The organism is Butyrivibrio fibrisolvens, assembly GCF_037113525.1.
GTDB classification, from domain to species: domain Bacteria; phylum Bacillota; class Clostridia; order Lachnospirales; family Lachnospiraceae; genus Butyrivibrio; species Butyrivibrio fibrisolvens.
The window spans coordinates 2,767,667-2,791,321 of sequence record NZ_CP146963.1 but is presented as its reverse complement, the minus strand read 5'-3'; the positions used below and the strand labels follow the sequence as shown (position 1 = coordinate 2,791,321).

Genomic DNA, 23,655 nt, shown 5'->3' with positions numbered 1-23,655 from the left:
TATGAGCGAAACTTTTGCAGCGGTTCATGTGGGATCATATGAGCTTACTATGAAGATTTTCGAGATATCCAAAAAGAACGGTCTTAAATGTCTTGATCACATAAGGCACCGTATCGATCTTGGATCTGAAACCTATGCTACAGGAACCATTACAAGTCAGCATATGCTGGAGCTTACAAGAGTTCTGAAAGAATTTTCAGAGATCATGAAAAGCTATGGCGTAGGAAGCGTTAGAGCATATGGCACAAGTGCGCTCAGAGAAACTCACAATATCAACATAGTTGCAGCACAGATCGAACAGAGAACAGGGATCAAAGTAGAGATCATTTCAAACTCAGAGCAGAGATTCCTTGATTATAAGTCTATCGCCCTGCAGTCAGCAAAGTTCACGGAACTCATCGAAGAGCCCACCGCCATCGTAGATATCGGCGGAGGTTCAATTCAGGTATCCCTTTTTGATAATGATAAGCTCGTTACAACTCAAAATATGAAGCTGGGCGTACTGCGCCTTCGCCAGACGCTGGAGCACCTTGCTGAAGGTAAGGACAGATATCATGAGCTCATAGCAGAGCTTGTTGATTCACAGCTTCGCGTCCTTTCCAAGTTCTATCTTGGAGACAGAACCTACAAGAACCTTGTAATTATCGATGACTATATGTCACCGGTACTTCAGAAGATATCATCTCCCGGCTTTGAAAAGGGTTTTATTACAAGTAAGGACTTTGATAAGCTTCTTGACAGGTTTTCCAAAACTTCCAATGACTATATAGCAAAAGAGCTGAGTATATCAAATGAATATGTACTCCTTGCTTATATATCTGGAATTCTTGTAAAAAGAATCGCATTAACACTCCAGTCACAGCTTTTGTGGGCACCGGGTGTTACTCTTTGCGATGGTATAGCATATGAATATGCAGAAAACAAAAAGTATATAACTCCAACTCATGATTTTGAAGCCGATATCCTTGCCTGCGGAATGTCGATCGCAAAGCGCTACGGTGGAAGTAAATCAAGGGCCAGAACACTTGAATCCATCGCACTTCCTATTTTTGACAAAACTAAAAAGCTCCACGGTCTTGGCCACAGAGAAAGGCTTCTTCTGGAATTGTCCACGATCCTGCACGACTGTGGTAAGTACATAAGTCTCATGAATATGGGCTTTTGCTGCTACAACATCATCATGTCGACAGAGATCATAGGTCTTTCCCACAGAGAGCGTTCCATTGTTGCAAACGTGGTAAGGTTTAATCACGAAGACTTTTTGTATTTCGACGATTCGCCGGACTGCTACAAGGGTCTTACCAAGACAGACTATCTTACTATAGCAAAGCTCACTGCGATACTAAGAGTAGCCAACGCCCTTGACAGAACCCACAACCACAAGTTCAAGGACGTAGCGGTCACAGTTAAGGACGACGAAGTGCAGATACTTCTTGATACAACTTCAGATATAACGATAGAAAAAGGCCTTGTTGGTAACAGAGCAGCTTTCTTTGAAGAGATATTTGGAGTAAGACCTGTTATCAGGCAAAAGAGGCAATTCTAGAAAAGTAGGCCATTAGTAACTCGTTTCACTCGCGACATGAGGTTAAATCTATGGGTAAGAATTCTTTTGACAAGAAAAAAACAGACGAGATCGATTACGAAGATCCCAAATACTACATGAACAGGGAATTGTCCTGGATCCAGTTTAATAAGAGATGCCTTAATGAAGCAAGAGACAAGAATACTCCTTTGTTTGAAAGGCTTAAATTCCTGTCCATAACTGCGTCAAACCTTGATGAATTCTTCATGGTTAGAGTTGCATCCCTCAAGGACATGATCCATGCGGACTATACCAAGCCTGATATTGCAGGGCTTACTGCAACCCAGCAGCTTGACCTTGTGTCAGAGGCTCTTCATGAATTTGTAGATCTTCAGTATGACACCCTCAACAGGATGCTCAGTCCTCAGCTTGATGATAACGGACTTCACATTTTGAGAAGCCATACAGAGATGACGGATAAAGAGTGCGACTACGCGGACAGATATTTCCGCGAGTTCGTATATCCTGTTCTGACCCCGATGGCGGTTGATTCCTCAAGGCCGTTCCCTCTTATCAGGAACAAGTCTTTGAATATCGGCGCCTTGATCAAAGCTAAGAAGTCAGAGACGGTACATTCAGATGATAGTAAGAGTTCCGATGGCAAAAAATCCTGCAAGAAAGCCTATGACTTTGCCATGGTTCAGGTTCCTGACGTACTTCCAAGAATCCTTGAGCTTCCTTCTGATGAGAAGTCGGGCCACAGGGTTATCCTTCTTGAGCAGATAATTCTTAGGAACATGGATATGCTTTTCCTAAACTACAACATAGAATGTGCCTATACATTCCGTGTTGAGCGTAATGCCGACCTTTCAATCGACGAGGACGAGGCAGAAGATCTGTTAAAAGAGATCGAGAAGCAGGTCAAGCAGCGCCAGTGGGGCGAAGCAATAAGACTTGAAGTTGATAAAAAAATAGACAAGCGTCTTATGGATCTGATCGTTGCAGAAATGCACGTTACAGATAATGAGATATATAGAATTGATGGACCGCTTGATCTGACTTTCCTTATGAAAGTCTACAAGATACAGGGCTTTGATGATTTTAAGGAGCACGGCTACCTTGAACCACAGCCTGTACCAGAACTTAGGACCGACGAGAATATTTTTGCCTCTATCAGGAAAAAAGATATTCTCATGCATCACCCTTACCAGACCTTCGATCCTGTAGTAAGATTTATTTCTGACGCAGCTCAGGATCCAAAGGTTCTTGCTATCAAGCAGACGCTTTACAGAGTAAGTGGTAACTCGCCTATCATCGCAGCTCTTGCCAAGGCTGCAGATAACGGCAAGCAGGTAACAGTTCTTGTAGAACTTAAAGCACGTTTTGACGAAGAGAACAACATCGTATGGGCAAGGATGCTTGAGCAGGCAGGATGTCATGTTATCTACGGACTTGTAGGTCTTAAGACTCACTGTAAGATCACTCTTGTTGTTAGAAGAGAAGATGATGGTATAAGGCGCTACGTTCACCTTGCAACAGGTAACTATAACGATTCCACAGCCCGCCAGTATACTGACGTTGGTATGTTCACCTGTAAGGATTCCTACGGCGAAGATGCAACGGCTGTATTCAATATGCTCTCAGGTTATAGTGAACCTCTTGCATGGAACAGGCTTTCAATTGCGCCACTTTGGCTCAAAGACCGTATCCTTTACATGATAGAAAGAGAAGCAGAGAATGCCAGAAAAGGCGAGCCTGCAAGGATCATAGCCAAGATGAACTCCATCTGTCACAAGGATGTTATAGCGGCTTTATACAAAGCCAGCGCTGCAGGTGTTAAGATAGACCTTATTGTCAGAGGTATATGCTGTCTTCGTACAGGAATAAAAGGCGTATCCGAGAATATAACAGTAAGATCCATCGTTGGTAACTTCCTTGAGCACAGCCGTGTATTTTACTTTGAAAATGCGGGCAAACCGGAGTATTATTGTTCAAGTGCCGACTGGATGCCAAGAAACCTTGAAAGAAGAGTAGAGATTCTTTTCCCGGTGGAAGATTCTGACCTTCAGAAGAAGATATGGCATATACTTAATGTTGAGCTCAGCGACACAGAAAAAGCCAGCATTATGAACGAGCACGGCGAATATGTTAAGATTGATAAGAGGGGCAAAGAATCTGTAGACTCCCAGAAGAAGTTCGGCCAGGAGGCGCTATCCTATGCACAGGAAGCTGTAAGGCAGGTCAAGGACACAAGGGTCTTCACGCCGGAGCGCAGCCCTAAGTTCGACTAAAACGTCAGTTGTCGAAGATTCCTGAGGCTGGCCGTTAATAAATGATTTTATGGTCGTGAAAATTATATAAAATTCAAGGCATGATATCTGAAAATTTATATTCTAGGGTCCGAAACTCGCTTCGCTCAGACATGCGGACCCTAAGAAGAATATAAATTTCCATCTATCAAGCTCTTGAATTTAATATAATTTTCAAAGACCATAAAATCATTTATTAACGGCCACCCTCAGGAATCTTCAAGAAATTGATGAGTTATATAATAAAAAAGAAAGAGAAAGAATGGTTAATGGCACCAAAAATTATTTTAGCATCAGGAAGTCCCAGAAGAAGGGAACTCATGCAGCAGGCTGGCCTTACATTTGAGGTTATACCTGCTCGGGGAGAAGAAGTAATAACAAGCGAAGAGCCCGCGGAAGTGGTAAAGCAGCTGTCTTTTCAGAAGGCAGCAGAGATCTTTTCTAAGGAAACTGGTATAAACCTTGAAAATGAACCACTTGAAACGCTTTCTGTAAATGGCAATTTTGACAAAAAATCATCCGATAACTTTGGAGATTTTTCGAAGGAAGATATTGAAAGTCCTGTTGTAATAGGCGCTGATACCGTTGTATCATATAAGCAGAAGATACTTGGTAAGCCCAAAGACAAAGAACAGGCACGCAAAATGATATCCGGTATCCAGGGTGAAGAACACAAGGTAATTACCGGAGTCACTGTATTGTGGAAGCAGGGCGGCAAAGTCCGTTCAATAGTTTTTGCAGAAGAGACGCAGGTTTTTGTATATGATATGACAGACGAAGAGATCGAAGCTTACATCTCTACGGATGAACCTTATGACAAGGCCGGCGCATATGGAATACAAGGTATGTTCGGCGTGTATGTAAAAGGCATACACGGAGATTACAATAATGTAGTCGGACTTCCGATCGCCAGACTTTATCAGACATTAACGTATTACAACCTGGTAGTACATTGAAGAACTTATAAATCTTTACTTGAGATTTGTTTTTCAAAGATATACAGTTTTATCCTATAACTGGTAATGTTGTGCATAATCATGGGCGGTTGGGTGCCCGAAAGGAGTAGACTATGCATGATTTTGATGATGACGTACTGGATTTTTTTATTGAGAATCAGAAACAGCTTTTCCCTGAAGATGTTGCATCTTCCAGAGAAGAAGCCGAAGCTTTCCTTGAAGACTGCTGTGCAGTTGTCGTAGATTCCGTTGACGAAGTTATTGAATACTTCGAAGAAGCCGGAGTTGACTTCGATTCAGACAGCATTCTGGAGGCATCTGAGGTTTTCGATATTGGAGACGGTCGTTTCCTTATTGTTGAAGGATAACAGTAGGGTTATCATTTAAATTATATTTATTAAAAAAATATACCGCAGCAGGCTTTGCGCTTGCTGCGGTTTTCATGTATTTTTTAGATAGCTCCTTCAATAAATGGAGCCAGACCGTCATGATCATTATCAGTATCAGTGATCACATCAGCATTTTCTTTTACCAGGTCAGTTGCATTAAACATCGCAATGCCTGTACCTGCAGCCCTTATCATACTGATGTCATTTTGCTCATCGCCTGCTGCAAGAGAGTTTTCAATCGGTATATTCAGATATTCACACAGACGTACAACTGCTGAACCCTTGCCCGCTTCCTTTGGGAAGATCTCAAGATAGTAAGGGTTTGAATACATCACTGAAAGCTTATCCGGTGCAAGCTCTGAAACTTCCTTCCTGAATTCCTCCATCTTGTCATGATCATGAAGTTCAATAGCTATGCATTTGGACGGCCCGAACTTAAGCTCTTTAAAGATATCATCTGTGACGGTAACAGGAGTTTTAATAACGCGCCTGTAATAATCCATGCACTCGCCGGTTTTCTTTGTCAGAATATGATCATCATTATAAGTATGGATGTGAACACCGCGGCGCTCTGCAATTTCAAAGCATCTCCCTACAAGCTCAAAAGGAATCTGAGCCCTGTAAACGATCTTATTTTTTGCACAGTCATAGATCTGCCCGCCGTTATAGCCTATAAGGAATGTCCCCTGGAAAAATAGTCCCAGCTCCTTTTGAACATCCATAGCTGAATCTATTGCGCGTCCCGTGCTTATGGCAAAATAGTTGCCTGCATCAGTAAAGTGTTTCAGAGCATCCATGGTTTTGGGTGTGATCTTTTTTTCACTATTTAGTAATGTACCATCAAGGTCGAAGAAAAATATTTTTTTATTCATAAAGTACATGATGAACCAGAATCCGCATTAAGTCAATTTCCTGCGATGAAATCAATAATCGGCATTTATCAATTTCCTACGAAGAAATCAATAATGGGACTTTATTCAATTTCTTCGAAGGAATCCAGAATATCCTCCATATCGGCAAAAAGGTCGATTTCTGCATCATCGTAATCTATCATGATTATGTAATAGACATTCTCATCATCCATGAATAAAGCGGAGTAGAAGTTGTTGGTTCCATCGTATTCTATAGTTCCTCTGGATGTAATTGCAGGGTATCCGGCAATATATCTTTCTTCGGGCTCTTCCACCTCAGGAGATTCGAATAGTATTTCCATTGCTTCTTCATTTACTCTTTTGAGAGCTTTGACGCACTTTTTGTAAGTGGAAGTATCTTCTATGTCCAAGGTGTATATAGGGTCATAGAATATGTAGATTACCGGGAATATATATTCACCTTCTGTATATATGTACATGTCGCCTTCGTTGTCATAAATATCGCACCAGAAATCCGGAACTTCAAAAGAATAATTCATATAAGTCAGCTGCGTTACGTCTTTTTTGTCAGATGACTTCTTTGAAGTGGAAGGCCCTCTGTCTTCCGGAGGTACAGAACCTTTATCTAAAGTGACTGAAAGATCATATTTGCCGCCGTTATCAACATCCTGCCAGCCCGGGCATATCACGATATAGTATATGCCTTCCTGGACTTCATATTCTGCTTCAATATCGAAGCGAAGAGGAGAGCTGGTGTCGTCGCTCCATGCATAAATTTTGTCCTGATCAGTGTTTTCGATATAACCATCTTCAATTTCGATTTCTGTAAATGGTACATTTTTACCTTTACGATCAAATACATACATGTTTACATTTGGCGCCTTGATCGACAGATAGATAGACATTACATCATCATCTGATGCTGCAATCTTATATAGGTCAAACTTGTTGTCTTTGGTGTTGCCTTCGTATTCTTCATCGCTTTCTATATCCATTCCATCTTCAGGATCTACTGCGGTATATATTCCTGCAATATATCCGGAAAAAGACTCTTCTTCATACAGGTAAGAAAGTTCAGGATCATCTATCTCGTCGTCGGAAAGTGCGGCTGTGATGCGATATGGTCCGCCATAAGTAACATCCTGCCAGCCAGGATTAACTACGATATAATACGAACCTTTTTGGATCTCGTAAGTTACGCACATATCAAATCGAAGAGGAGAACTGGTGTCATTGCTCCAGGCATATATTTTTTCTGTATCATCTTCATTTTCGATATAGCCATCTTCTATGGTGACTGTATCGTAGTCTACGTATTTACCTTTTTTATCAAAAAGATATATATTTACACATTTAAACTTGCAGGAAAGATATATTGTTAGAGTATCTGAGCCATCGGAAGAGATTTTGTACAGGTCAAAAGGCTCTACCGAGCTGTCGCCCTCTAAAGTCTCGCCACTTGTAAGTTCGGTGGCATCTGCCGGATCGATGTCTGTATATATACCGCCAATGTAGTTTTTAAAAGCTTCATCTTCATCTTTTTTGGCATTTACATTATAGGGACAGATGAGCAGAGAAAAGATAATGGTAGATAGGAAAATGCTGAGAATTCTGCGGTGAGTTTTGCCTTTTTTCATGTGGAACCTCCTTGGTAAAAAAGAGAATAACATGTGTATCAGTAACGTATATATCGGATATTATGTAGAGGGAATTTAAAGATTTTGAACAGATAATGATATATGAATAATGATTTTTGAGATCATAAAACAAAACTCGTCAACAAGAGCACAGTCTCTTGCTGACGAGTCTTTTTATATCAATTATTCAATTATTTTAAATGAATCCAGTATGTCATCAATGTCATCAAATATTGCAGACCCTGAATCTTTGTAATCAATCATCATGAATACATAGATATTTTCATCATCAATAAACTGGGCTATGAAAGCATCATCCTCACCATAGATGTTACAGGTTCCCTGACGGGTGATCGCGGGATTATCTGCTATATATGTAGATGTAGAATCATCGAAGTCACTTGAATTAAATACATAGTCTATAAAATCATCAAGACTTTCATCAAGAATCTTCACATAGTCTTTGTACTTAAGGTTGGATTTTTTGTAATTTTCAGTGTAATAATCCTTTGGAGCATATGTCAGATATAAGAGTGGAAGCGAGCCGTTTTCGCTTACAAAGTACATCTCGGTGTCAACCTGCATCGGTTCACCCCAATACTCAGGAATTTCGAAGGCGTAGCCATTGTATTCAACTTTGATAACATCAGTATCTTCGGTGCTTTGGACACTGCTGTTTGCTGAATAGCCCATATATTCAGTTGTTCGTGTGCGTGCACTCGAAGTGCTTGGAAAAGCCAGCGCAGAAAGGATTACAGTGGTTAGTGTCAGACATACTACTTTGCTTAATCTTTTTACTACCATAGAACCTCCTTGTTCGATCAGACTAATTGACTGAAAGCTAAAACCTTTTTCGGAGACAGGGACAGTAAAATATAGTTAAAATAATTATTTATCAATCTTAATGGTTTAAGGTAGAAATACTGCGACATAGCAAGTGAAAAGCCCTATTTACGAAAATGTATTAAGGCCTTACAAATGAGAGTATAACTGGGTTTGAGAGATTGTATCCATATTTGAACAATTATGAATGAAATGTTAATAAATTTTCTTAAATGGATTAATTATTGATGCGGAAAGAACAAAATATAATTTTATAAGATCAAATTTGCTTGTGCGTCATTATGTCAATCATATGCATTGTGCTATACTAATGTACGGCAATTGACATGGCATAGCTGACCGATTTTTTGACAAATAATAAAGTCAATTTGCATGGTGATATCAGATTTGTTTCTAAGTGCCGTAAATAATTGAAAGAAGAGGATATAAATGAGACCAGTAGATTTACATACACATTCAACCGCATCAGACGGTACATATACACCCGCGCAGCTTATAGATTATGCGCATGAAAAAGGCCTTGCAGCTATTGCACTGACTGATCATGACACAACTAACGGCCTTGCAGAGGCTATGGAGCAGGGGGCAAGGTACGATGACCTTGAAGTTATCCCTGGAATCGAGTTCAGTACTGATTATGAGGGCAAAGATATTCACATAGTTGGCCTTTACATGCGATATGACGAGCCAGATGTACAAAAGAGGCTTCAAGAATTCGTTGATTCAAGAGTCATGCGTAACAAAAAGATGTGCAGGCTCTTAACTGAGCACGGCGTACCAATGGATTTTGACGAGCTTCAGGCAGCTTTCCCTGATTCAGTGATAACTCGTGCCCACTATGCAGCATACATGCTCGAAAAGGGTTATATAAAGTCCAGACAAGAAGCCTTTGACAGATATATTGGAGATCATTGCGAGTGTTTTGTTGCAAGAGAGAAGATAACTCCCGCTATGGCAGTTAAGATGGTCCTTGATGCAGGCGGTGTTCCCATACTTGCACATCCCATACTCTACGGAATGTCTGATGATAAGTTAAGAACTCTGGTAAAAGAGCTTAAGGATACAGGACTTGTAGGCATTGAAGCTATCTATACCACTTATACAGCGGCTGATGAGCGTCAGATAAGAAAGATTGCAGAAGATTACGACCTTCTTATTAGTGGTGGTTCAGATTTCCACGGAGATAACAAGCCTGGAATCGATCTCGCGGTAGGATATGGCAAACTTTTTATTCCGGAGACTGTTCTTGAAAAGATTAAGAGTGCAACTATATTCTGGCATTGACAATTGTTAGGAGAACGTGCTTTAATAAATAAAGCACTGCGTTAATGGATTAAAGTATAAAAGCAGAGAAGCACGCAGCCAAAGGGGGACACCACATGAGCGAAGAAAAAAAGATTCCATACAAAATATATCTTAGTGAAGATGAGATCCCGAGACAGTGGTACAACGTAAGGGCAGATATGAAGAATAAGCCTGCACCACTTCTTAATCCCGGAACACTCAAGCCAATGACTTTTGATGAGCTTCGTCCTGTATTTTGTGATGAGCTTGTAAAACAGGAACTTGACGATACAACACCTTATATCGACATTCCTGAAGAGATCATGGATTTCTACAAGATGTACAGACCATCACCTCTTGTAAGAGCTTATTTCCTTGAGAAGGCTCTTGGAACACCTGCAAAGATCTATTACAAATTTGAAGGTAATAACACAAGCGGCTCACATAAGCTTAACTCAGCTATCGTTCAGGCATATTATGCCAAGAAGCAGGGCCTTAAAGGTGTAACAACAGAAACAGGAGCAGGTCAGTGGGGTACCGCTCTTTCTATGGCATCTGCTTATTTTGGAATCGATTGTAAGGTATACATGGTTAAGGTTTCTTATGAACAGAAGCCTTTCAGACGTGAAGTAATGCGTACTTATGGCGCAAGCGTAACACCTTCTCCATCAATGGAGACTGAGATCGGACGTAAGATCAACGCTGATCACCCAGGAACAACAGGATCTCTTGGATGCGCTATCTCTGAAGCAGTAGAAGTTGCAACTCATACAGAGGGCTACAGATACGTTCTTGGAAGCGTACTTAACCAGGTTCTTCTTCATCAGACAGTTATCGGCCTTGAAGCAAAGGCTGCACTTGATAAATACGACATAACACCTGACGTTATCATCGGATGCGCAGGCGGCGGATCTAACCTTGGCGGACTTATCTCACCATTCATGGGCGAGAAGCTTCGCGGAGAAAAAGACTATCAGATCATCGCAGTAGAGCCTGCAAGCTGCCCAAGCTTTACAAGAGGTAAATATGCATACGACTTCTGCGATACCGGAATGGTATGTCCTCTTGCTAAGATGTACACACTTGGAAGTAACTTCATTCCATCAGCTAACCACGCCGGCGGACTCAGATACCACGGCATGAGCCCGATCCTGTCACAGCTTTATGATGACGGCCTCATGGAAGCAAGAAGCGTTGAACAGACATCAGTATTTGAGGCTGCTCAGCAGTTTGCAAGAGTTGAAGGTATCCTTCCTGCACCTGAATCAAGCCATGCTATCAGAGTGGCCATCGATGAAGCCCTTAAGTGCAAGGAAACAGGAGAGGAAAAGACAATTCTCTTCGGCCTTACAGGAACAGGTTACTTCGACATGGTTGCTTATCAGAAATTCAATGACGGCGTAATGACAGACTACATTCCTACAGACGAAGAGCTCCAGAAGAGCTTTGATGCACTTCCTAAAGTAGACCTTTGATGCGTAGTCTGATATCTATACAGTTGTTAGACAGATTCTTTATCTTACAGGAATAATAGTAGATATCTTGCCGCCTGCCCATAACTTTTAGTATGGGCAGGCGGCTTTTTGCTTTACATTAAGAAGTTTTTTGTGTACAATACGCAGTGGTGCATTTTTGGTATTCAATTAGGTAATTTTAAAAACGCAGCATTTTTTATATGAGGTAAATTATGATTCAGGCAAACGGAGTAACACTTAGAGTCGGTAAGAAGGCTCTTTTCGAAGACGTTAATATCAAGTTCACAGAAGGCAACTGCTACGGTATCATCGGAGCTAACGGTGCAGGTAAGTCTACTTTCCTTAAGATCCTTTCAGGTAAGATCGAGACTACTAACGGCGACATTTCAATGACACCAGGTCAGCGTCTTTCTTTCCTTGAACAGGACCAGTTCAAATATGATGACAATCAGGTTCTTAATACAGTAATTGGCGGTAACGCTCGTCTCCTTGAAGTTATGGAGGAAAAAGATGCTATCTACGCCAAGGAAGATTTCTCTGACGAAGACGGTATCAGAGCATCAGAGCTTGAGGCAGAATTCGCTGAGATGGACGGATGGGAAGCAGAAGCTAACGCAGAATCACTTCTTAACGGCCTTGGAATCGAGACAGAGCTTCATACAAAGCTTATGAAGGAATTAAATGGTGCCCAGAAGGTTAAGGTTCTTCTTGCAAGAGCTCTTTTCGGTAATCCTGATATCCTTCTTCTCGACGAGCCTACTAACCATCTTGATCTTGACGCTATTGCATGGCTCGAAGAGTTCCTTATTAACTTTGAGAATACAGTCATCGTAGTATCACATGACCGTTACTTCCTTAATAAGGTTTGTACATATATCGCAGATATCGACTACGGCAAGATCCAGCTCTATGCCGGTAACTATGACTTCTGGTACGAGTCATCACAGCTCATGATCCGTCAGATGAAGGAAGCTAACAAGAAGAAAGAAGAGCAGATCAAAGAGCTCAAAGAATTCATTGCTAGATTCTCAGCTAACGCATCAAAGAGTAAGCAGGCTACATCCAGAAAGAGAGCCCTTGAGAAGATCGAGCTTGATGATATCAGACCTTCAAGCCGTAAGTATCCTTACATCGATTTCAGGCCTAATCGTGAGATCGGTAATGAAGTACTTACAGTTGAGCATCTTTCAAAGACAGTAAACGGAGTTAAGGTCCTTGATGATGTTTCATTTGTGATCCAACATGATGACAAGGTTGCATTTGTAGGTGGTACAGAGCTTGCAAAGACAACTCTTTTCCAGATCCTTATGGGTGAGATCGAACCTGATGAAGGTACATATAAGTGGGGTGTAACAACATCTCAGGCTTACTTCCCTAAGGATAATACAAAGGAATTCGACAACGATTATACAATCGCTGACTGGCTCACACAGTATTCTGAGATCAAGGATGCTACTTATGTAAGAGGTTATCTTGGACGTATGCTTTTCGCCGGTGAAGACGGTGTTAAGAAGGTTAAGATCCTTTCCGGTGGTGAGAAGGTTAGATGCCTTCTTTCCAAGATGATGATCTCAGGTGCTAACTGCCTTATCTTTGATGAGCCTACAAACCACCTTGATATGGAATCAATCACAGCTCTCAACCAGGGTATGATCAAGTTCAAGGGTGTTGAGCTCTTTGCCTGCCGTGACCACCAGGTTGTACAGACAACAGCTAACAGAATCATGGAGATCCTTCCTGATGGATCGCTTATCGATAAGCGTACAACTTACGACGAATATCTTGAAAGCGATGAGATGGCTCGTAAGAGAACCGTTTACCAGACAACAGAAGAAGACGAAGAAGACGATTAATTTACGCAGAGCGGCGACATGCCGCTCTGTTTTTTATAGATATTTTTGATATACCGTCTTTGAGGGATTTGACATTGATAGGGGGAGGGTCTGATTGTATAATAAAACAAGGTATTAACATGGTTTATAAGCATTCATGAGTTTTAAAAAATAAAATATAGGGGGAGAACGTATGAAGCTTAAGCTAAACTATGGGAGAACGGTTCTGATTGGGTTCGCCTTTATGTCGATCTGCATTTTCTGGCAGTTCTATGACAATGAGATTCCAAGAATACTTAAATACACATTTGGACTTGGTGAGGGTATCACAGGTTTTATTATGGCGCTTGATAATATTTTTGCGCTGTTTCTTCTTCCGATATTTGGTACGTTGTCGGATCGCACCAATACTAAAGTTGGTAAGAGGATGCCGTTTGTGCTTATTGGAACGGTTTTATCAACTATTCTTTTTCAGCTTCTTATAAATGTTGCAAATGTTCCGGGAAGGCTGGCGTTGTTTATTGTCATACTTCTTCTTTTGCTTGTTTCGATGGGTATTTACAGGTCGCCGGCGGTTGCTATGATGCCTGATCTTACACCGCCGCCGCTTCGTTCACGTGCTAATGCAATCATCAATCTCATGGGTACGGTTGGTGCTGTGTATACTCTTGCTATGATTTCTATACTTTTAAAAGATGCGGATGATCAGGCGAAGACTAATTATACACCGCTTGCACTTGCGATCAGTGTTGCAATGGTTATCTGTGTTATCATTTTGTTTGTTACTATCAAGGAAAATAAGATTCGTGATGAAGTTACCAAAGAGGTTGAATCGGCAGGTCTTTCAATGAATGATGCTGATGATGAGGCATCTGAGAAGATTGCAAAGGCTAAGGAAGATGGAAGCTTTGACAAAGAAAACCATTCAGAGCCATCTGTAAAAAGAAGTCTTAATTTCCTTCTTATATCTGTTCTTTTGTGGTTCACAGCATATAATGCAGTAACAACCGCTTTTTCCAGATATGTTGAAGAGGTATGGGGGCTCAAGAACGGAGCTTATGCTAACTGTCTTATGATCGCTACGGTAGCAGCAGTTGTTTCATATCTTCCTATCGGATGGATTTCATCCAAGATAGGGCGTAAGAAGACTATTCTTATGGGCGTATCGGTTATGAGTATATGCTACCTTGCAGGAGCATTCGCAACGGGATATTCTGGCGCGATCGTAGTCATGTTCGTTCTGATCGGATTTGGCTGGGCGTCGATCAACGTTAATTCATATCCTATGGTAGTGCAGATGTCCAATGCATCTGACATAGGTAAGTATACAGGTTATTACTATACTTTTAGTATGGCTGCCCAGGTGTTTACACCTATTGCATCCGGAATACTTCTGGAATATGTATCTTATAGAACGCTTTTCCCATATGCGTGTGTATTTTCAACGCTGGCATTTATAACGATGCTTATGGTAAAACATGGTGATTCCGAAAGACAGGCATAAATAGAATTCATTAACCTCTGGAGACTTGTTCTTCAGAGGTTTTTTAATATGGCGTCAGAGCTCTTTAATTGCAACAATAAATACTAATAATAAACATGGTCATGTAAAAATACACAAAAAGAACATTGAAATTTTGTACATAATTAGGAGTGGAATCCTGGTAAAATCTGTATTCGAATTTAAAACAAACGCTTGCCATTAAAACGCCTATGTATTAAAATAAGCAAGTGGCGTTTGTGAGGATTTTCACAAATTCTTTAGAGGTTGGTAAAAAGTAATGAGTTCTAAGAAAATATTGCTGACATTAGCATCTATACCGGCTGCAATTGGGGGACTGTATCTGGCTGCTGTAATGCCAAGAATAATTAAAAAACCTTCCAAAAAGCCGTTCGTTGGCAAATTATACGCACATCGTGGTCTTCATGATAATCATTCCAATGCACCAGAGAACTCAATGGCCGCCTTTAGGAAGGCAGTAGAAGCCGGATATGGCATCGAGTGTGACGTTCAGCTCACAAGAGATGGTATTCCGGTGATTTTCCATGATTTTACGCTTGCCAGAGTTGCCAGATATGACAAGGGTTTTGAGTCACATTATCCTATTCATAATCTTGATGGCAGCCTTGGAGTAAGAGGTAAGATCGGTGACTATTCTTATGAAGAATTGCAGCATTTTCACCTTCTGGATTCAGAAGAGAAGATTCCAAAATTCGAAGATTTTCTTAAGATGGTCGATGGGAAGGTTCCGCTTATAATAGAGCTCAAGATTGAAGCTTTTGATACAGGCGTATGTCCTGTTGCAGACGGTCTGCTTAGGAGTTACAAAGGAGACTATTGCATAGAATCCTTCAATCCTCTTGGACTTATCTGGTACAGGAAGCATCATCCGGAAGTTATGAGAGGTCAGCTGGCAGAAGAGTTCCTTAAGGACGAGAAAGATGAGTTTCATTCCAAGATATGGAAGGTGCCTTCGAATCTTCTTCTTAACTTCATAACAAGACCTGATTTTGTGGCTTATAATTACAAACACGAAAGAAATATGTCAAGGCGTATTGTTCACAGGCTCTATCGCAATACAGCAGCTGCCTGGACCATCAAGGATCAGGAAGCTTTGGACAAGGCCAGAGGCAAGTTTGATATATTTATATTTGACAGCTTTATCCCCGACATGAAAGAGAAGGCGGAGAATATGAAAGAAAAAGCTGATCAGTTTATTGAAGAGGGCACGCGTGAATACACGCAGCTTTAATAATTCTTGATAATATCTGTATGATTAAGGTTCTGTTCAGGAACTAAATGAGATAAAAGAGAATTTAAGTTCGTATTTTGTTTCGTCCATTCGTTTCTGGACAGGGTCTTAAATTGTGCAGATGATTATAAAAAATGTATAGGGAAATTGCAGTTTTACAAAAAGCTGCAAAGAAAGGGAAGAAAATGGCTAATAAGTGGGTTTATACCTTCAAAGAAGGTAACATGTCCATGCGCAATCTCCTTGGTGGAAAGGGCGCTAACCTTGCTGAAATGACTGAGATCGGACTTCCGGTTCCACAGGGTTTCACAATCACAACTGAGGCTTGTACTCAGTACTATGAGGATGGTCGTAAGATCAACGACGAAATCATGGCACAGGCAATGGAAGGTGTTGCTTGGATGGAAAAAGAGAACGGAAAGAAGTTCGGAGACCTTGAGAATCCTCTTCTTGTTTCTGTTCGTTCAGGTGCTCGTGCATCTATGCCTGGTATGATGGATACAATCCTCAACCTTGGTCTTAATGACGAAGTTGTTGCAGCAATGATCAAGGGCAATCCTGATCCTGCATTCGAGCGTTTCGTATATGACTCTTACAGACGTTTCATCCAGATGTTCTCTGACGTAGTTATGGAAGTTGGTAAGAAGTATTTTGAGCAGCTCATCGACAAGATGAAAGAAGAGAAGGGCGTTAAGTATGACGTAGACCTTACAGCTGCTGATCTTAAAGAACTTGCTGAGCAGTTCAAGGCAGAGTACAAGAACCAGCTCGGTACAGATTTCCCTTCAGATCCTGTTGAGCAGTTAAAGCTTGCTATCGAGGCTGTATTCCGTTCATGGGATAACCCTCGTGCTAACGTATATCGTCGTGACAACGACATCCCTTATTCATGGGGAACAGCTGTTAACGTAATGCCTATGGTATTCGGTAACCTTAACAACCAGTCCGGTACAGGTGTTGCATTCACACGTGATCCTGCTACAGGTGAGAACAAGCTTATGGGTGAGTTCCTCATCAATGCACAGGGTGAAGACGTTGTTGCAGGTGTTCGTACTCCTATGCCAATCGCACAGATGGAGAAAGAGTTCCCTGAAGCATACGCTGACTTCCTTAAGGTTTGTGAGACTCTTGAGAATCACTACCATGACATGCAGGACATGGAGTTCACAGTAGAGAACAAGAAGCTCTACATGCTTCAGTGCCGTAATGGTAAGAGAACAGCTCAGGCTGCTCTTAAGATCGCTTGCGACCTCGTTGATGAGGGACACAAGACAGAGGCAGAGGCTGTTGCTATGATCGAGCCTCGTAACCTTGATACACTCCTTCACCCTCAGTTTGATGCTGCTGCTCTTAAGGCTGCAACACCACTTGGAAAGGGTCTTGGCGCTTCACCTGGAGCTGCTGCTGGTAAGGTTGTATTCACAGCTGATGATGCAGTTGCTTGGGCTGAGAGAGGCGAGAAGGTAGTTCTTGTACGTCTTGAGACATCTCCTGAAGATATCACAGGTATGAAAGCTGCTCAGGGTATCCTCACAGTTCGTGGTGGTATGACATCTCACGCAGCAGTTGTTGCTCGTGGTATGGGTGAGTGCTGCGTATCTGGTTGCGGCGACATCAACATGGACGAAGAGAACAAGAAGTTCACACTTGGTGGCGTAGAGTTCCACGAAGGTGATGAGATTTCTATCGATGGTACAACAGGTAACATCTATCAGGGTATTATCCCTACAGTTGATGCTACTATCGCTGGTGAGTTCGGCCGTATCATGGCTTGGGCTGACAAGTATAGAAAGCTTAAAGTTAGAACAAACGCTGATACACCTGCTGATGCTAAGAAGGCTAGAGAGCTTGGTGCAGAAGGTATCGGTCTTTGCCGTACAGAGCACATGTTCTTCGAAGCTGACAGAATCGCAGCTTTCCGTGAGATGATCTGCTCAGATACAGTAGAAGAGCGAGAAGCAGCTCTTGAGAAAATCCTTCCTTACCAGCAGAACGACTTCGAAGGACTCTTCGAGGCACTTGAAGGTAACCCAGTTACTATCAGATTCCTTGATCCGCCACTTCACGAGTTCGTTCCTACAGAAGATGCTGATATCAAGAAGCTTGCTGAGGCTAAGAACAAGAGCGTAGAAGAGATCAAAGCTATGATCAATTCTCTTCACGAGTTCAACCCTATGATGGGTCACAGAGGATGCCGTCTTGCAGTTACATATCCTGAAATTGCTAAGATGCAGACAAAGGCTGTTATCCGTGCAGCTCTCAACGTACAGAAGAAGCATGCTGACTGGAAAGTTGTTCCTGAAATCATGATCCCTCTTGTATGTGATGTTAAAGAGCTTAAGTTCGTTAAGCAGGTAGTTGTTGAGACAGCTGATGCTGAGATCAAGGCTGCTGGTGCTAACCTTGAGTACGAAGTTGGTACAATGATCGAGATCCCAAGAGCTGCTCTTACAGCTGATGAGATCGCTAAGGAAGCTGACTTCTTCTGCTTCGGTACTAACGACCTTACACAGATGACATATGGTTTCTCTCGTGATGATGCTGGTAAGTTCCTTAACGCTTACTATGATACAAAGATCTTCGAGAACGATCCATTTGCTAAGCTTGACCAGACAGGTGTTGGTAAGCTCATGGAGACAGCTATCAAGCTTGGTAAGCCTGTTAATCCTAACCTTCACGTTGGTATCTGTGGTGAGCACGGTGGAGATCCTTCATCAGTTGAGTTCTGTCACAAGATCGGTCTTAACTATGTATCTTGCTCACCTTTCCGTGTGCCGATCGCAAGACTTGCAGCAGCACAGGCAGCTATCGCTGAGCAGAACTAATTTAAAAAATTGTTGTTTTATCTGCGCTTATGATGGAGATAAAACAGTTGGTAGGGAGCCCGAAAGGGCTCCCTATTGTATTAGTTGAGAGAGTTGGTGGTGACTTCTATGTTTTCGCACCAAAAGACAATAAAACAAACAGACGCCCATTGCTACCGAGTAGTGGGATTCACGTCATTCCTTTAATGCGTCATCTATCCGCTAAAGACTACCTTCTATCGTATTTCCAACACAAAGAAAACCGTTAATGCTATACTCTATCAAAATGCCGCAAACGACATTATAACCACCTTAAGTCGTTTACACATCGAACGAGAATAGGAGACAACATGAAAATAAAAACAACCACCGCGGTACTAAGCATAGTATTGATGGCAACAGCACTTACAGGGTGTTCTGTGCCCGAAAACCTTGGATCAACAATAGAGCTAGGCGGCTCACAAAAAAGCACTGCCAATCAAACTGAAACAGCCAGAGACTTAGATCAGGATATCACTGAAGATAATTCTAATGACAGCTCCAATGACAGTTCCAAGGCCACTTCAAAGGACACTTCTAAGAATAGTTCTGATGACAGTTCCGATGATACTTCCACAGAAGGAACAGCAAAGACACCGACATTTTCAATTGCATACAAAGATTACTCAATACGATACGATGGCGATGCCACTTTTGACGAATCCAATGAAAACTCAGTGGATTATTCTAATGGCATCCTGTTTGAAGGCAGTTACCAATTCCTGATGATGGACGATGAATGGGAGGAAGATTATCCCCAGTTATATGAAGCTGTCAATTCCTATGCCAGAGAATCTATGGCCCAAACAGATGGTTATGCCAATAACATGGCAGATGAAGCCCGTCAGATGCTTGAAGAAGCAGCTGAAGGCGGATACAGCTTTTGGGGACCATATACGGAAGACTACTTTGTATCAGTAACGAGAATAGATGATGCTGTTCTAAGCGTATACAACTATTCCAGTGAATATACCGGCGGGGCCCATGGAATGTACGGAGCAGCAGGAGATAACTATGATGTAGAGACAGGTGAGATGCTTGATATCTCCGATGTTCTTGACACTGATGAGGAAGAGTTTGAAGAAGTCCTTAAAGATGAGATCCTTGCCCTGGCTGAATCTGACGATCAGTTCCAATATATCGATGAGGCACTTGAGGATTTGAAGTTTGATGCGGAATATGACCCGGATAACGAAGTATATGAATTTGGGTACAAATGGTATTTTGCCTATGACGGACTTCATGTGATCTTCAATCCATATGAACTTGGCTCATATAGCGACGGAATGCAGGATGTAGTCATCGGATATGATGAATATCCTGATATGATAAAAGAAAAATTTGTTCCGGCCCAAAATACTGACTATATCTACAAAGACAGAATATACTTTATAGCGGATGAATATGATTATGATAATAATCCGGATTTGCACTTTAGATATACACCGTATGATGGCTACCAAGGCGATATGGTCTCCAGTAAATTCGAGCTTGTCAAAGACGGCAAGTCTGCCCAGGTCGACGGCGGCTTTTATGTAAATGATGAAAATGACTTTGATATATACAGAGTTGTAACCGCAGATGGTCGCGAATATGTATACCTTTTTGTCCCCACAGAAAGTGATCACCTATGGCTGGTTGTATTTGATATCACAGGCGATGTCAAGCTTGTAGATACCCAGGGCTATTATCAGCTGTATAGCGGATCTGATGACGGATATCATCTAGCGCCAATTCTGACAGATCCATATGACATGCGCCTGGGGCACCTTGGTCAGAACTTCGGATCATATATATGCTATGGTGATTACGAAGTTGGCGCTGACGGGCTTCCCAAGGAGATAAGTGAGTTCCATTACATATTAATTGGAAGCGAAGAAGCATACTCCAAGGCAGACATCAAAGTGGATGTTGTTGATACTAATGGAGAAGTGCTGGAGCAAGGCGTTACGATTCCAAAGGGCCAGCATTTTGTCCCTTATAGAACTGATGCGGAATCTTATATGGACCTCTATCTTGATGATGGCAGAATCGTAAGACTTACATATGAGGAATTTGATTCAGGAACAATTCCTGAAGGAAAGATAGGAGACCTCTTTGAAGGCCTTAAATGTTTTGGTTAGAATTATTTTGGAAAAAATATTTTGAAAGCAGGAAAGAATAAGCGCCACATTTCAGCTGATAGCAACTGGAATGTGGCGCTTTTGCTTGAACGGAATAGAGAAATAATTGAAATGATAGGAGAGAACGCGGATGAATCTCTTATGTCAGTCAATTATTTTTAAAATATCATCTATTTTAAAATATAAGATGTGATAAGCTTATAAGGTAATTTAAATTAACAAATCGGCAGTTGTAGGGGGTAATATGCCACACGTACCAATTAAAGATATTCCAGAAAACGACTGGAAATCAGAAGTCTGGGATAAGGATATAGCACCAGATTTCAATGAGTTATAAAAAAACCAGGTTATTATTGTGAAGAGGAATAAGTAATGGAAGAGTGTATTTTTTGTAAGATTGCTTCGGGTGAAATACAGGGGCTAAGAATATATGAGAACGATGAGACGCTTGCGTTCATGGATATAGCAAAGGATGTGGATGGTCATATACTGGTTATTCCTAAGAAACACTGTAAGAACATTTTGGATTGCGATGCCGATACTCTTTCTGCGGTTACACAGACTGTAAAAACGGTTTCAAACCATCTGACTGAGAGATGCGGATATGACGGTGTTAATTTACTTAATGCCAGCGATGAAAGTGCCGGACAGTCAGTGCCTCATTTTCATATTCATATAATTCCTAGAAAAACAGGTGATGGGATAGATGCATGGCCAAAATTTGAAGGAGCAAAGGAAAATATTCAAGCTATATTCGAGAAGGTAAAGGTTAAAGAATAAATGAGACTATATTTGGCAAAGCCTGACTTGATCTATTTTGAGCAGTTCAACGAGATGATGGAAGAGTGGTGCGAGAGTGGCACACAGATCGCACCATGGTTTTTGGATAAACCTTTCGAGTCTATAGAAGATTTCGAGAAGTTTATAAAAATGCTGGATGACTGCGAGCATGGAATTGTTGATAAAAGATTCAGTGCCACAACATCGTTCTTTGTAGTAGATGAGAGCGGAAAGTTAGTTGGAGCATCGAGTTTGAGGCATTATTTGACATGCGAAGGCTTAAATACTTGGGGACATATCGGATATGGAATCCGCCCTAGTGAGAGAAGAAAAGGATATGCCACTGAAGTTCTTAAAATGATGCTCGAAGAGGCAAAAGCAAAGAAAATATACAAAGTATTACTGGGTGCTCATGAAAACAATAGAGGCTCATGGAAGACTATAGAAAAGTGCGGAGGAATACAAGAAAATACAGTTACTATTGATGGTGATGATGAGCCAATCCGTAGATACTGGATTGATGTTTTTAACTTAGAAATACAAATCGGCAGTTTGTAGTGCTCTTTCATAAGAGAAAGAGCTCGATAACTTCAAATTTATAGAGGTGACAAACTATTAGTAGTCAATAGGTTTTAGAGAAAATTTTGAATTTATTGACTTGAGGGTAACTTTAATAAAACATCTGAATACACCGTATTTCAGATGGTGACCGGGGGTCATGACATTTGATATTAGCGAAGTTTTTGAGAATTGAAGTCTATGTTTTGCTTTTCTAAAGCAAAGATAACTCGTAAAAGTTTCTTTGCAACGTGGGTTATAGCTACCCGATGAGGCTTACCTTCATGACGCTTCTTGGCATAATAAGTTGCAAAAGTCATATCGAAGCGAATTAAAGGAAGACAGCAGTTTAGCAAGACATATCTCAATGGAGATGATCCGTGCCTTACCATCTTTCCGCCGTGAGATTCAGTTCCTGAATCATTTACACTTGGTTCAATCCCGGCAAAAGCAAGCATTTGTGCAGGAGATGAAAAGTTGGAAATATCTCCGTATTCTGCGTAGATTACTGCAGCAGAAATAGGACCAATTCCTGGAATGGTCATAAAGTGTGGATGGACTTCGTTTATGAGCCTGATAATCTCACTCTCAAGCGTATTGATTTCTTTGACCAAGGATTTGTAGAGGGACAGTAAGCTTTCAAGTTCGACATCAAATATGGAATTATTGATGCCAACAGTATCAGTAGCTAAACGCTTCAACTCAAGGAATTGTTGAGGAGAAAACTTACCATGAGATACACAACGGATTTCATTATAGTCAGTTTCATTCATGGCAGACATGTTTTCAGCAGAACCGTAGTTTTCTAATAGATATAGAGCTGTTTTAGAAAAACGTTCATTAAAGAATGGCTTGAACTCCGGAAATGTATGATCAAGAACATTTGTGAGTTTAACAAGATATAATGATCTTTGACGAACAAGCCTGTCACGGAGACGAGTTAATGACTTTAAGGAATAAGCGTGATAAAATCCTTTTGAATGGGGTTTGTACTCAACAGTCATTAACCATCGAGCAATGGATTCACAGTCAACAGAATCGGTTTTTGTACGCCTTAGAGTGGTCGATTTTTTATATTCCGATATCAAGACTGGATTTACTTCCATGAACGTTAGCGAGGCGTTTTCAAGGAAAAGCTCAAGATTCAGGGCATAATGAGATGTTGATTCAAACCCTATTCTTATGTCCTCGGGTGAGGATAAAGAGTTAATAGTTGTGAGCAGTTGATCAAATCCTTCTTTATTGTTTTTAAAAGTGAATTTAGCAACTACAGATTGATCGGCTGCAGCTATAATGCAGCAATCATGTTTGTACTTGGAAATATCAATTCCAGCAAAGTACATAGACATTAGATATAACCTCCTGATTATTATAGTTGGCACTGTTGTCTACCACAGAGAGATCGACTGTGTAATCACGTAAATCTAAACGTCAAGCGTTAACAAACTAATTACCAGTATTAGACGAAAAGCTGTG

Annotated in this window: 17 protein-coding genes; 13 read left to right on the top strand and 4 right to left on the bottom strand. The window is 41.2% G+C overall.

The genetic code is table 11. The features are described 5' to 3' along the window. The first annotated feature begins 1 nt into the window (after position 1). From WAA20_RS11645 to WAA20_RS11630, 4 genes are all read left to right on the top strand, one after another. Positions 2–1,546 (top strand): hypothetical protein, encoded by a 1,545-nt coding sequence (locus tag WAA20_RS11645; RefSeq protein WP_073385911.1) that lies wholly within the window; start codon positions 2–4, stop codon positions 1,544–1,546. A gap of 50 nt (positions 1,547–1,596) precedes the next feature. Continuing rightward, a complete protein-coding gene (locus WAA20_RS11640) occupies positions 1,597–3,816 on the top strand; it encodes an RNA degradosome polyphosphate kinase (protein ID WP_073385912.1) in 2,220 nt (739 codons plus the stop codon). A 287-nt stretch (positions 3,817–4,103) separates the two neighbouring features. After that, positions 4,104–4,790 carry a nucleoside triphosphate pyrophosphatase gene (locus WAA20_RS11635; protein ID WP_073385914.1) on the top strand — a complete coding sequence of 229 codons (687 nt, stop codon included), beginning with the start codon at positions 4,104–4,106 and terminating at the stop codon, positions 4,788–4,790. A 113-nt stretch (positions 4,791–4,903) separates the two neighbouring features. Continuing rightward, entirely contained in the window at positions 4,904–5,158 is a 255-nt protein-coding gene (locus tag WAA20_RS11630) for a glyoxalase (RefSeq protein WP_073385915.1), read from the top strand. Positions 5,159–5,241: 83 nt separating this feature from the next. Here WAA20_RS11630 and WAA20_RS11625 read toward each other — a convergent pair whose 3' ends face one another. From WAA20_RS11625 to WAA20_RS11615, 3 genes are all read right to left on the bottom strand, one after another. Next, on the bottom strand, positions 5,242–6,051 hold the full coding sequence (locus tag WAA20_RS11625; RefSeq protein WP_167562667.1) for a Cof-type HAD-IIB family hydrolase: 810 nt from the start codon (positions 6,049–6,051) through the stop codon (positions 5,242–5,244). A 101-nt stretch (positions 6,052–6,152) separates the two neighbouring features. Then, complete coding sequence (locus tag WAA20_RS11620) at positions 6,153–7,688, bottom strand: hypothetical protein (RefSeq protein ID WP_073385918.1); 1,536 nt, start codon at positions 7,686–7,688, stop codon at positions 6,153–6,155. 183 nt (positions 7,689–7,871) lie between these two features. Beyond that, positions 7,872–8,492 carry a hypothetical protein gene (locus WAA20_RS11615; protein WP_073385920.1) on the bottom strand — a complete coding sequence of 207 codons (621 nt, stop codon included), beginning with the start codon at positions 8,490–8,492 and terminating at the stop codon, positions 7,872–7,874. A gap of 468 nt (positions 8,493–8,960) precedes the next feature. Here WAA20_RS11615 and WAA20_RS11610 point away from each other — a divergent pair, with 468 nt between their 5' ends. From WAA20_RS11610 to WAA20_RS11570, 9 genes are all read left to right on the top strand, one after another. Then, positions 8,961–9,815 (top strand): PHP domain-containing protein, encoded by an 855-nt coding sequence (locus WAA20_RS11610; protein ID WP_073385921.1) that lies wholly within the window; start codon positions 8,961–8,963, stop codon positions 9,813–9,815. A gap of 95 nt (positions 9,816–9,910) precedes the next feature. After that, positions 9,911–11,290: a TrpB-like pyridoxal phosphate-dependent enzyme gene (locus tag WAA20_RS11605; RefSeq protein ID WP_073385923.1), complete on the top strand. Its 1,380-nt coding sequence runs from the start codon at positions 9,911–9,913 to the stop codon at positions 11,288–11,290. Between the two features lie 212 nt (positions 11,291–11,502). After that, complete coding sequence (locus tag WAA20_RS11600) at positions 11,503–13,143, top strand: ATP-binding cassette domain-containing protein (RefSeq protein WP_073385924.1); 1,641 nt, start codon at positions 11,503–11,505, stop codon at positions 13,141–13,143. Between the two features lie 172 nt (positions 13,144–13,315). Further along, entirely contained in the window at positions 13,316–14,626 is a 1,311-nt protein-coding gene (locus WAA20_RS11595) for an MFS transporter (protein ID WP_073385926.1), read from the top strand. A gap of 277 nt (positions 14,627–14,903) precedes the next feature. Then, positions 14,904–15,875, top strand: coding sequence for a glycerophosphodiester phosphodiesterase family protein (locus WAA20_RS11590; protein ID WP_073385928.1), 972 nt, complete (start codon positions 14,904–14,906; stop codon positions 15,873–15,875). 185 nt (positions 15,876–16,060) lie between these two features. Further along, positions 16,061–18,700 carry a pyruvate, phosphate dikinase gene (ppdK, locus tag WAA20_RS11585; protein WP_073385929.1) on the top strand — a complete coding sequence of 880 codons (2,640 nt, stop codon included), beginning with the start codon at positions 16,061–16,063 and terminating at the stop codon, positions 18,698–18,700. Between the two features lie 329 nt (positions 18,701–19,029). Next, the gene (locus tag WAA20_RS11580) at positions 19,030–20,841 is read left to right on the top strand and encodes a DUF3298 and DUF4163 domain-containing protein (protein ID WP_073385931.1); all 1,812 of its coding nucleotides are present in this window, start codon (positions 19,030–19,032) and stop codon (positions 20,839–20,841) included. Between the two features lie 372 nt (positions 20,842–21,213). After that, the gene (locus WAA20_RS11575) at positions 21,214–21,621 is read left to right on the top strand and encodes an HIT domain-containing protein (RefSeq protein ID WP_073385933.1); all 408 of its coding nucleotides are present in this window, start codon (positions 21,214–21,216) and stop codon (positions 21,619–21,621) included. Further along, positions 21,622–22,179 carry a GNAT family N-acetyltransferase gene (locus tag WAA20_RS11570; protein WP_073385934.1) on the top strand — a complete coding sequence of 186 codons (558 nt, stop codon included), beginning with the start codon at positions 21,622–21,624 and terminating at the stop codon, positions 22,177–22,179. A 173-nt stretch (positions 22,180–22,352) separates the two neighbouring features. On the opposite strand, the gene WAA20_RS11565 is transcribed toward WAA20_RS11570, so the two are convergent. Continuing rightward, the gene (locus tag WAA20_RS11565; protein WP_073385935.1) at positions 22,353–23,528 is read right to left on the bottom strand and encodes an IS110 family transposase; all 1,176 of its coding nucleotides are present in this window, start codon (positions 23,526–23,528) and stop codon (positions 22,353–22,355) included. Positions 23,529–23,655 lie beyond the last annotated feature (127 nt).

What these genes read in the sequence shown, in the direction of transcription:
- WAA20_RS11645 (WP_073385911.1), top strand. Translation starts at nt 2, where the DNA reads ATGAGCGAAACTTTTGCAGCGGTTCATGTGGGATCATATGAGCTTACT.
- WAA20_RS11640 (WP_073385912.1), top strand. Translation starts at nt 1,597, where the DNA reads ATGGGTAAGAATTCTTTTGACAAGAAAAAAACAGACGAGATCGATTAC.
- WAA20_RS11635 (WP_073385914.1), top strand. Translation starts at nt 4,104, where the DNA reads ATGGCACCAAAAATTATTTTAGCATCAGGAAGTCCCAGAAGAAGGGAA.
- WAA20_RS11630 (WP_073385915.1), top strand. Translation starts at nt 4,904, where the DNA reads ATGCATGATTTTGATGATGACGTACTGGATTTTTTTATTGAGAATCAG.
- WAA20_RS11625 (WP_167562667.1), bottom strand. Translation starts at nt 6,051, where the DNA reads ATGAATAAAAAAATATTTTTCTTCGACCTTGATGGTACATTACTAAAT.
- WAA20_RS11620 (WP_073385918.1), bottom strand. Translation starts at nt 7,688, where the DNA reads ATGAAAAAAGGCAAAACTCACCGCAGAATTCTCAGCATTTTCCTATCT.
- WAA20_RS11615 (WP_073385920.1), bottom strand. Translation starts at nt 8,492, where the DNA reads ATGGTAGTAAAAAGATTAAGCAAAGTAGTATGTCTGACACTAACCACT.
- WAA20_RS11610 (WP_073385921.1), top strand. Translation starts at nt 8,961, where the DNA reads ATGAGACCAGTAGATTTACATACACATTCAACCGCATCAGACGGTACA.
- WAA20_RS11605 (WP_073385923.1), top strand. Translation starts at nt 9,911, where the DNA reads ATGAGCGAAGAAAAAAAGATTCCATACAAAATATATCTTAGTGAAGAT.
- WAA20_RS11600 (WP_073385924.1), top strand. Translation starts at nt 11,503, where the DNA reads ATGATTCAGGCAAACGGAGTAACACTTAGAGTCGGTAAGAAGGCTCTT.
- WAA20_RS11595 (WP_073385926.1), top strand. Translation starts at nt 13,316, where the DNA reads ATGAAGCTTAAGCTAAACTATGGGAGAACGGTTCTGATTGGGTTCGCC.
- WAA20_RS11590 (WP_073385928.1), top strand. Translation starts at nt 14,904, where the DNA reads ATGAGTTCTAAGAAAATATTGCTGACATTAGCATCTATACCGGCTGCA.
- ppdK (WP_073385929.1), top strand. Translation starts at nt 16,061, where the DNA reads ATGGCTAATAAGTGGGTTTATACCTTCAAAGAAGGTAACATGTCCATG.
- WAA20_RS11580 (WP_073385931.1), top strand. Translation starts at nt 19,030, where the DNA reads ATGAAAATAAAAACAACCACCGCGGTACTAAGCATAGTATTGATGGCA.
- WAA20_RS11575 (WP_073385933.1), top strand. Translation starts at nt 21,214, where the DNA reads ATGGAAGAGTGTATTTTTTGTAAGATTGCTTCGGGTGAAATACAGGGG.
- WAA20_RS11570 (WP_073385934.1), top strand. Translation starts at nt 21,622, where the DNA reads ATGAGACTATATTTGGCAAAGCCTGACTTGATCTATTTTGAGCAGTTC.
- WAA20_RS11565 (WP_073385935.1), bottom strand. Translation starts at nt 23,528, where the DNA reads ATGTCTATGTACTTTGCTGGAATTGATATTTCCAAGTACAAACATGAT.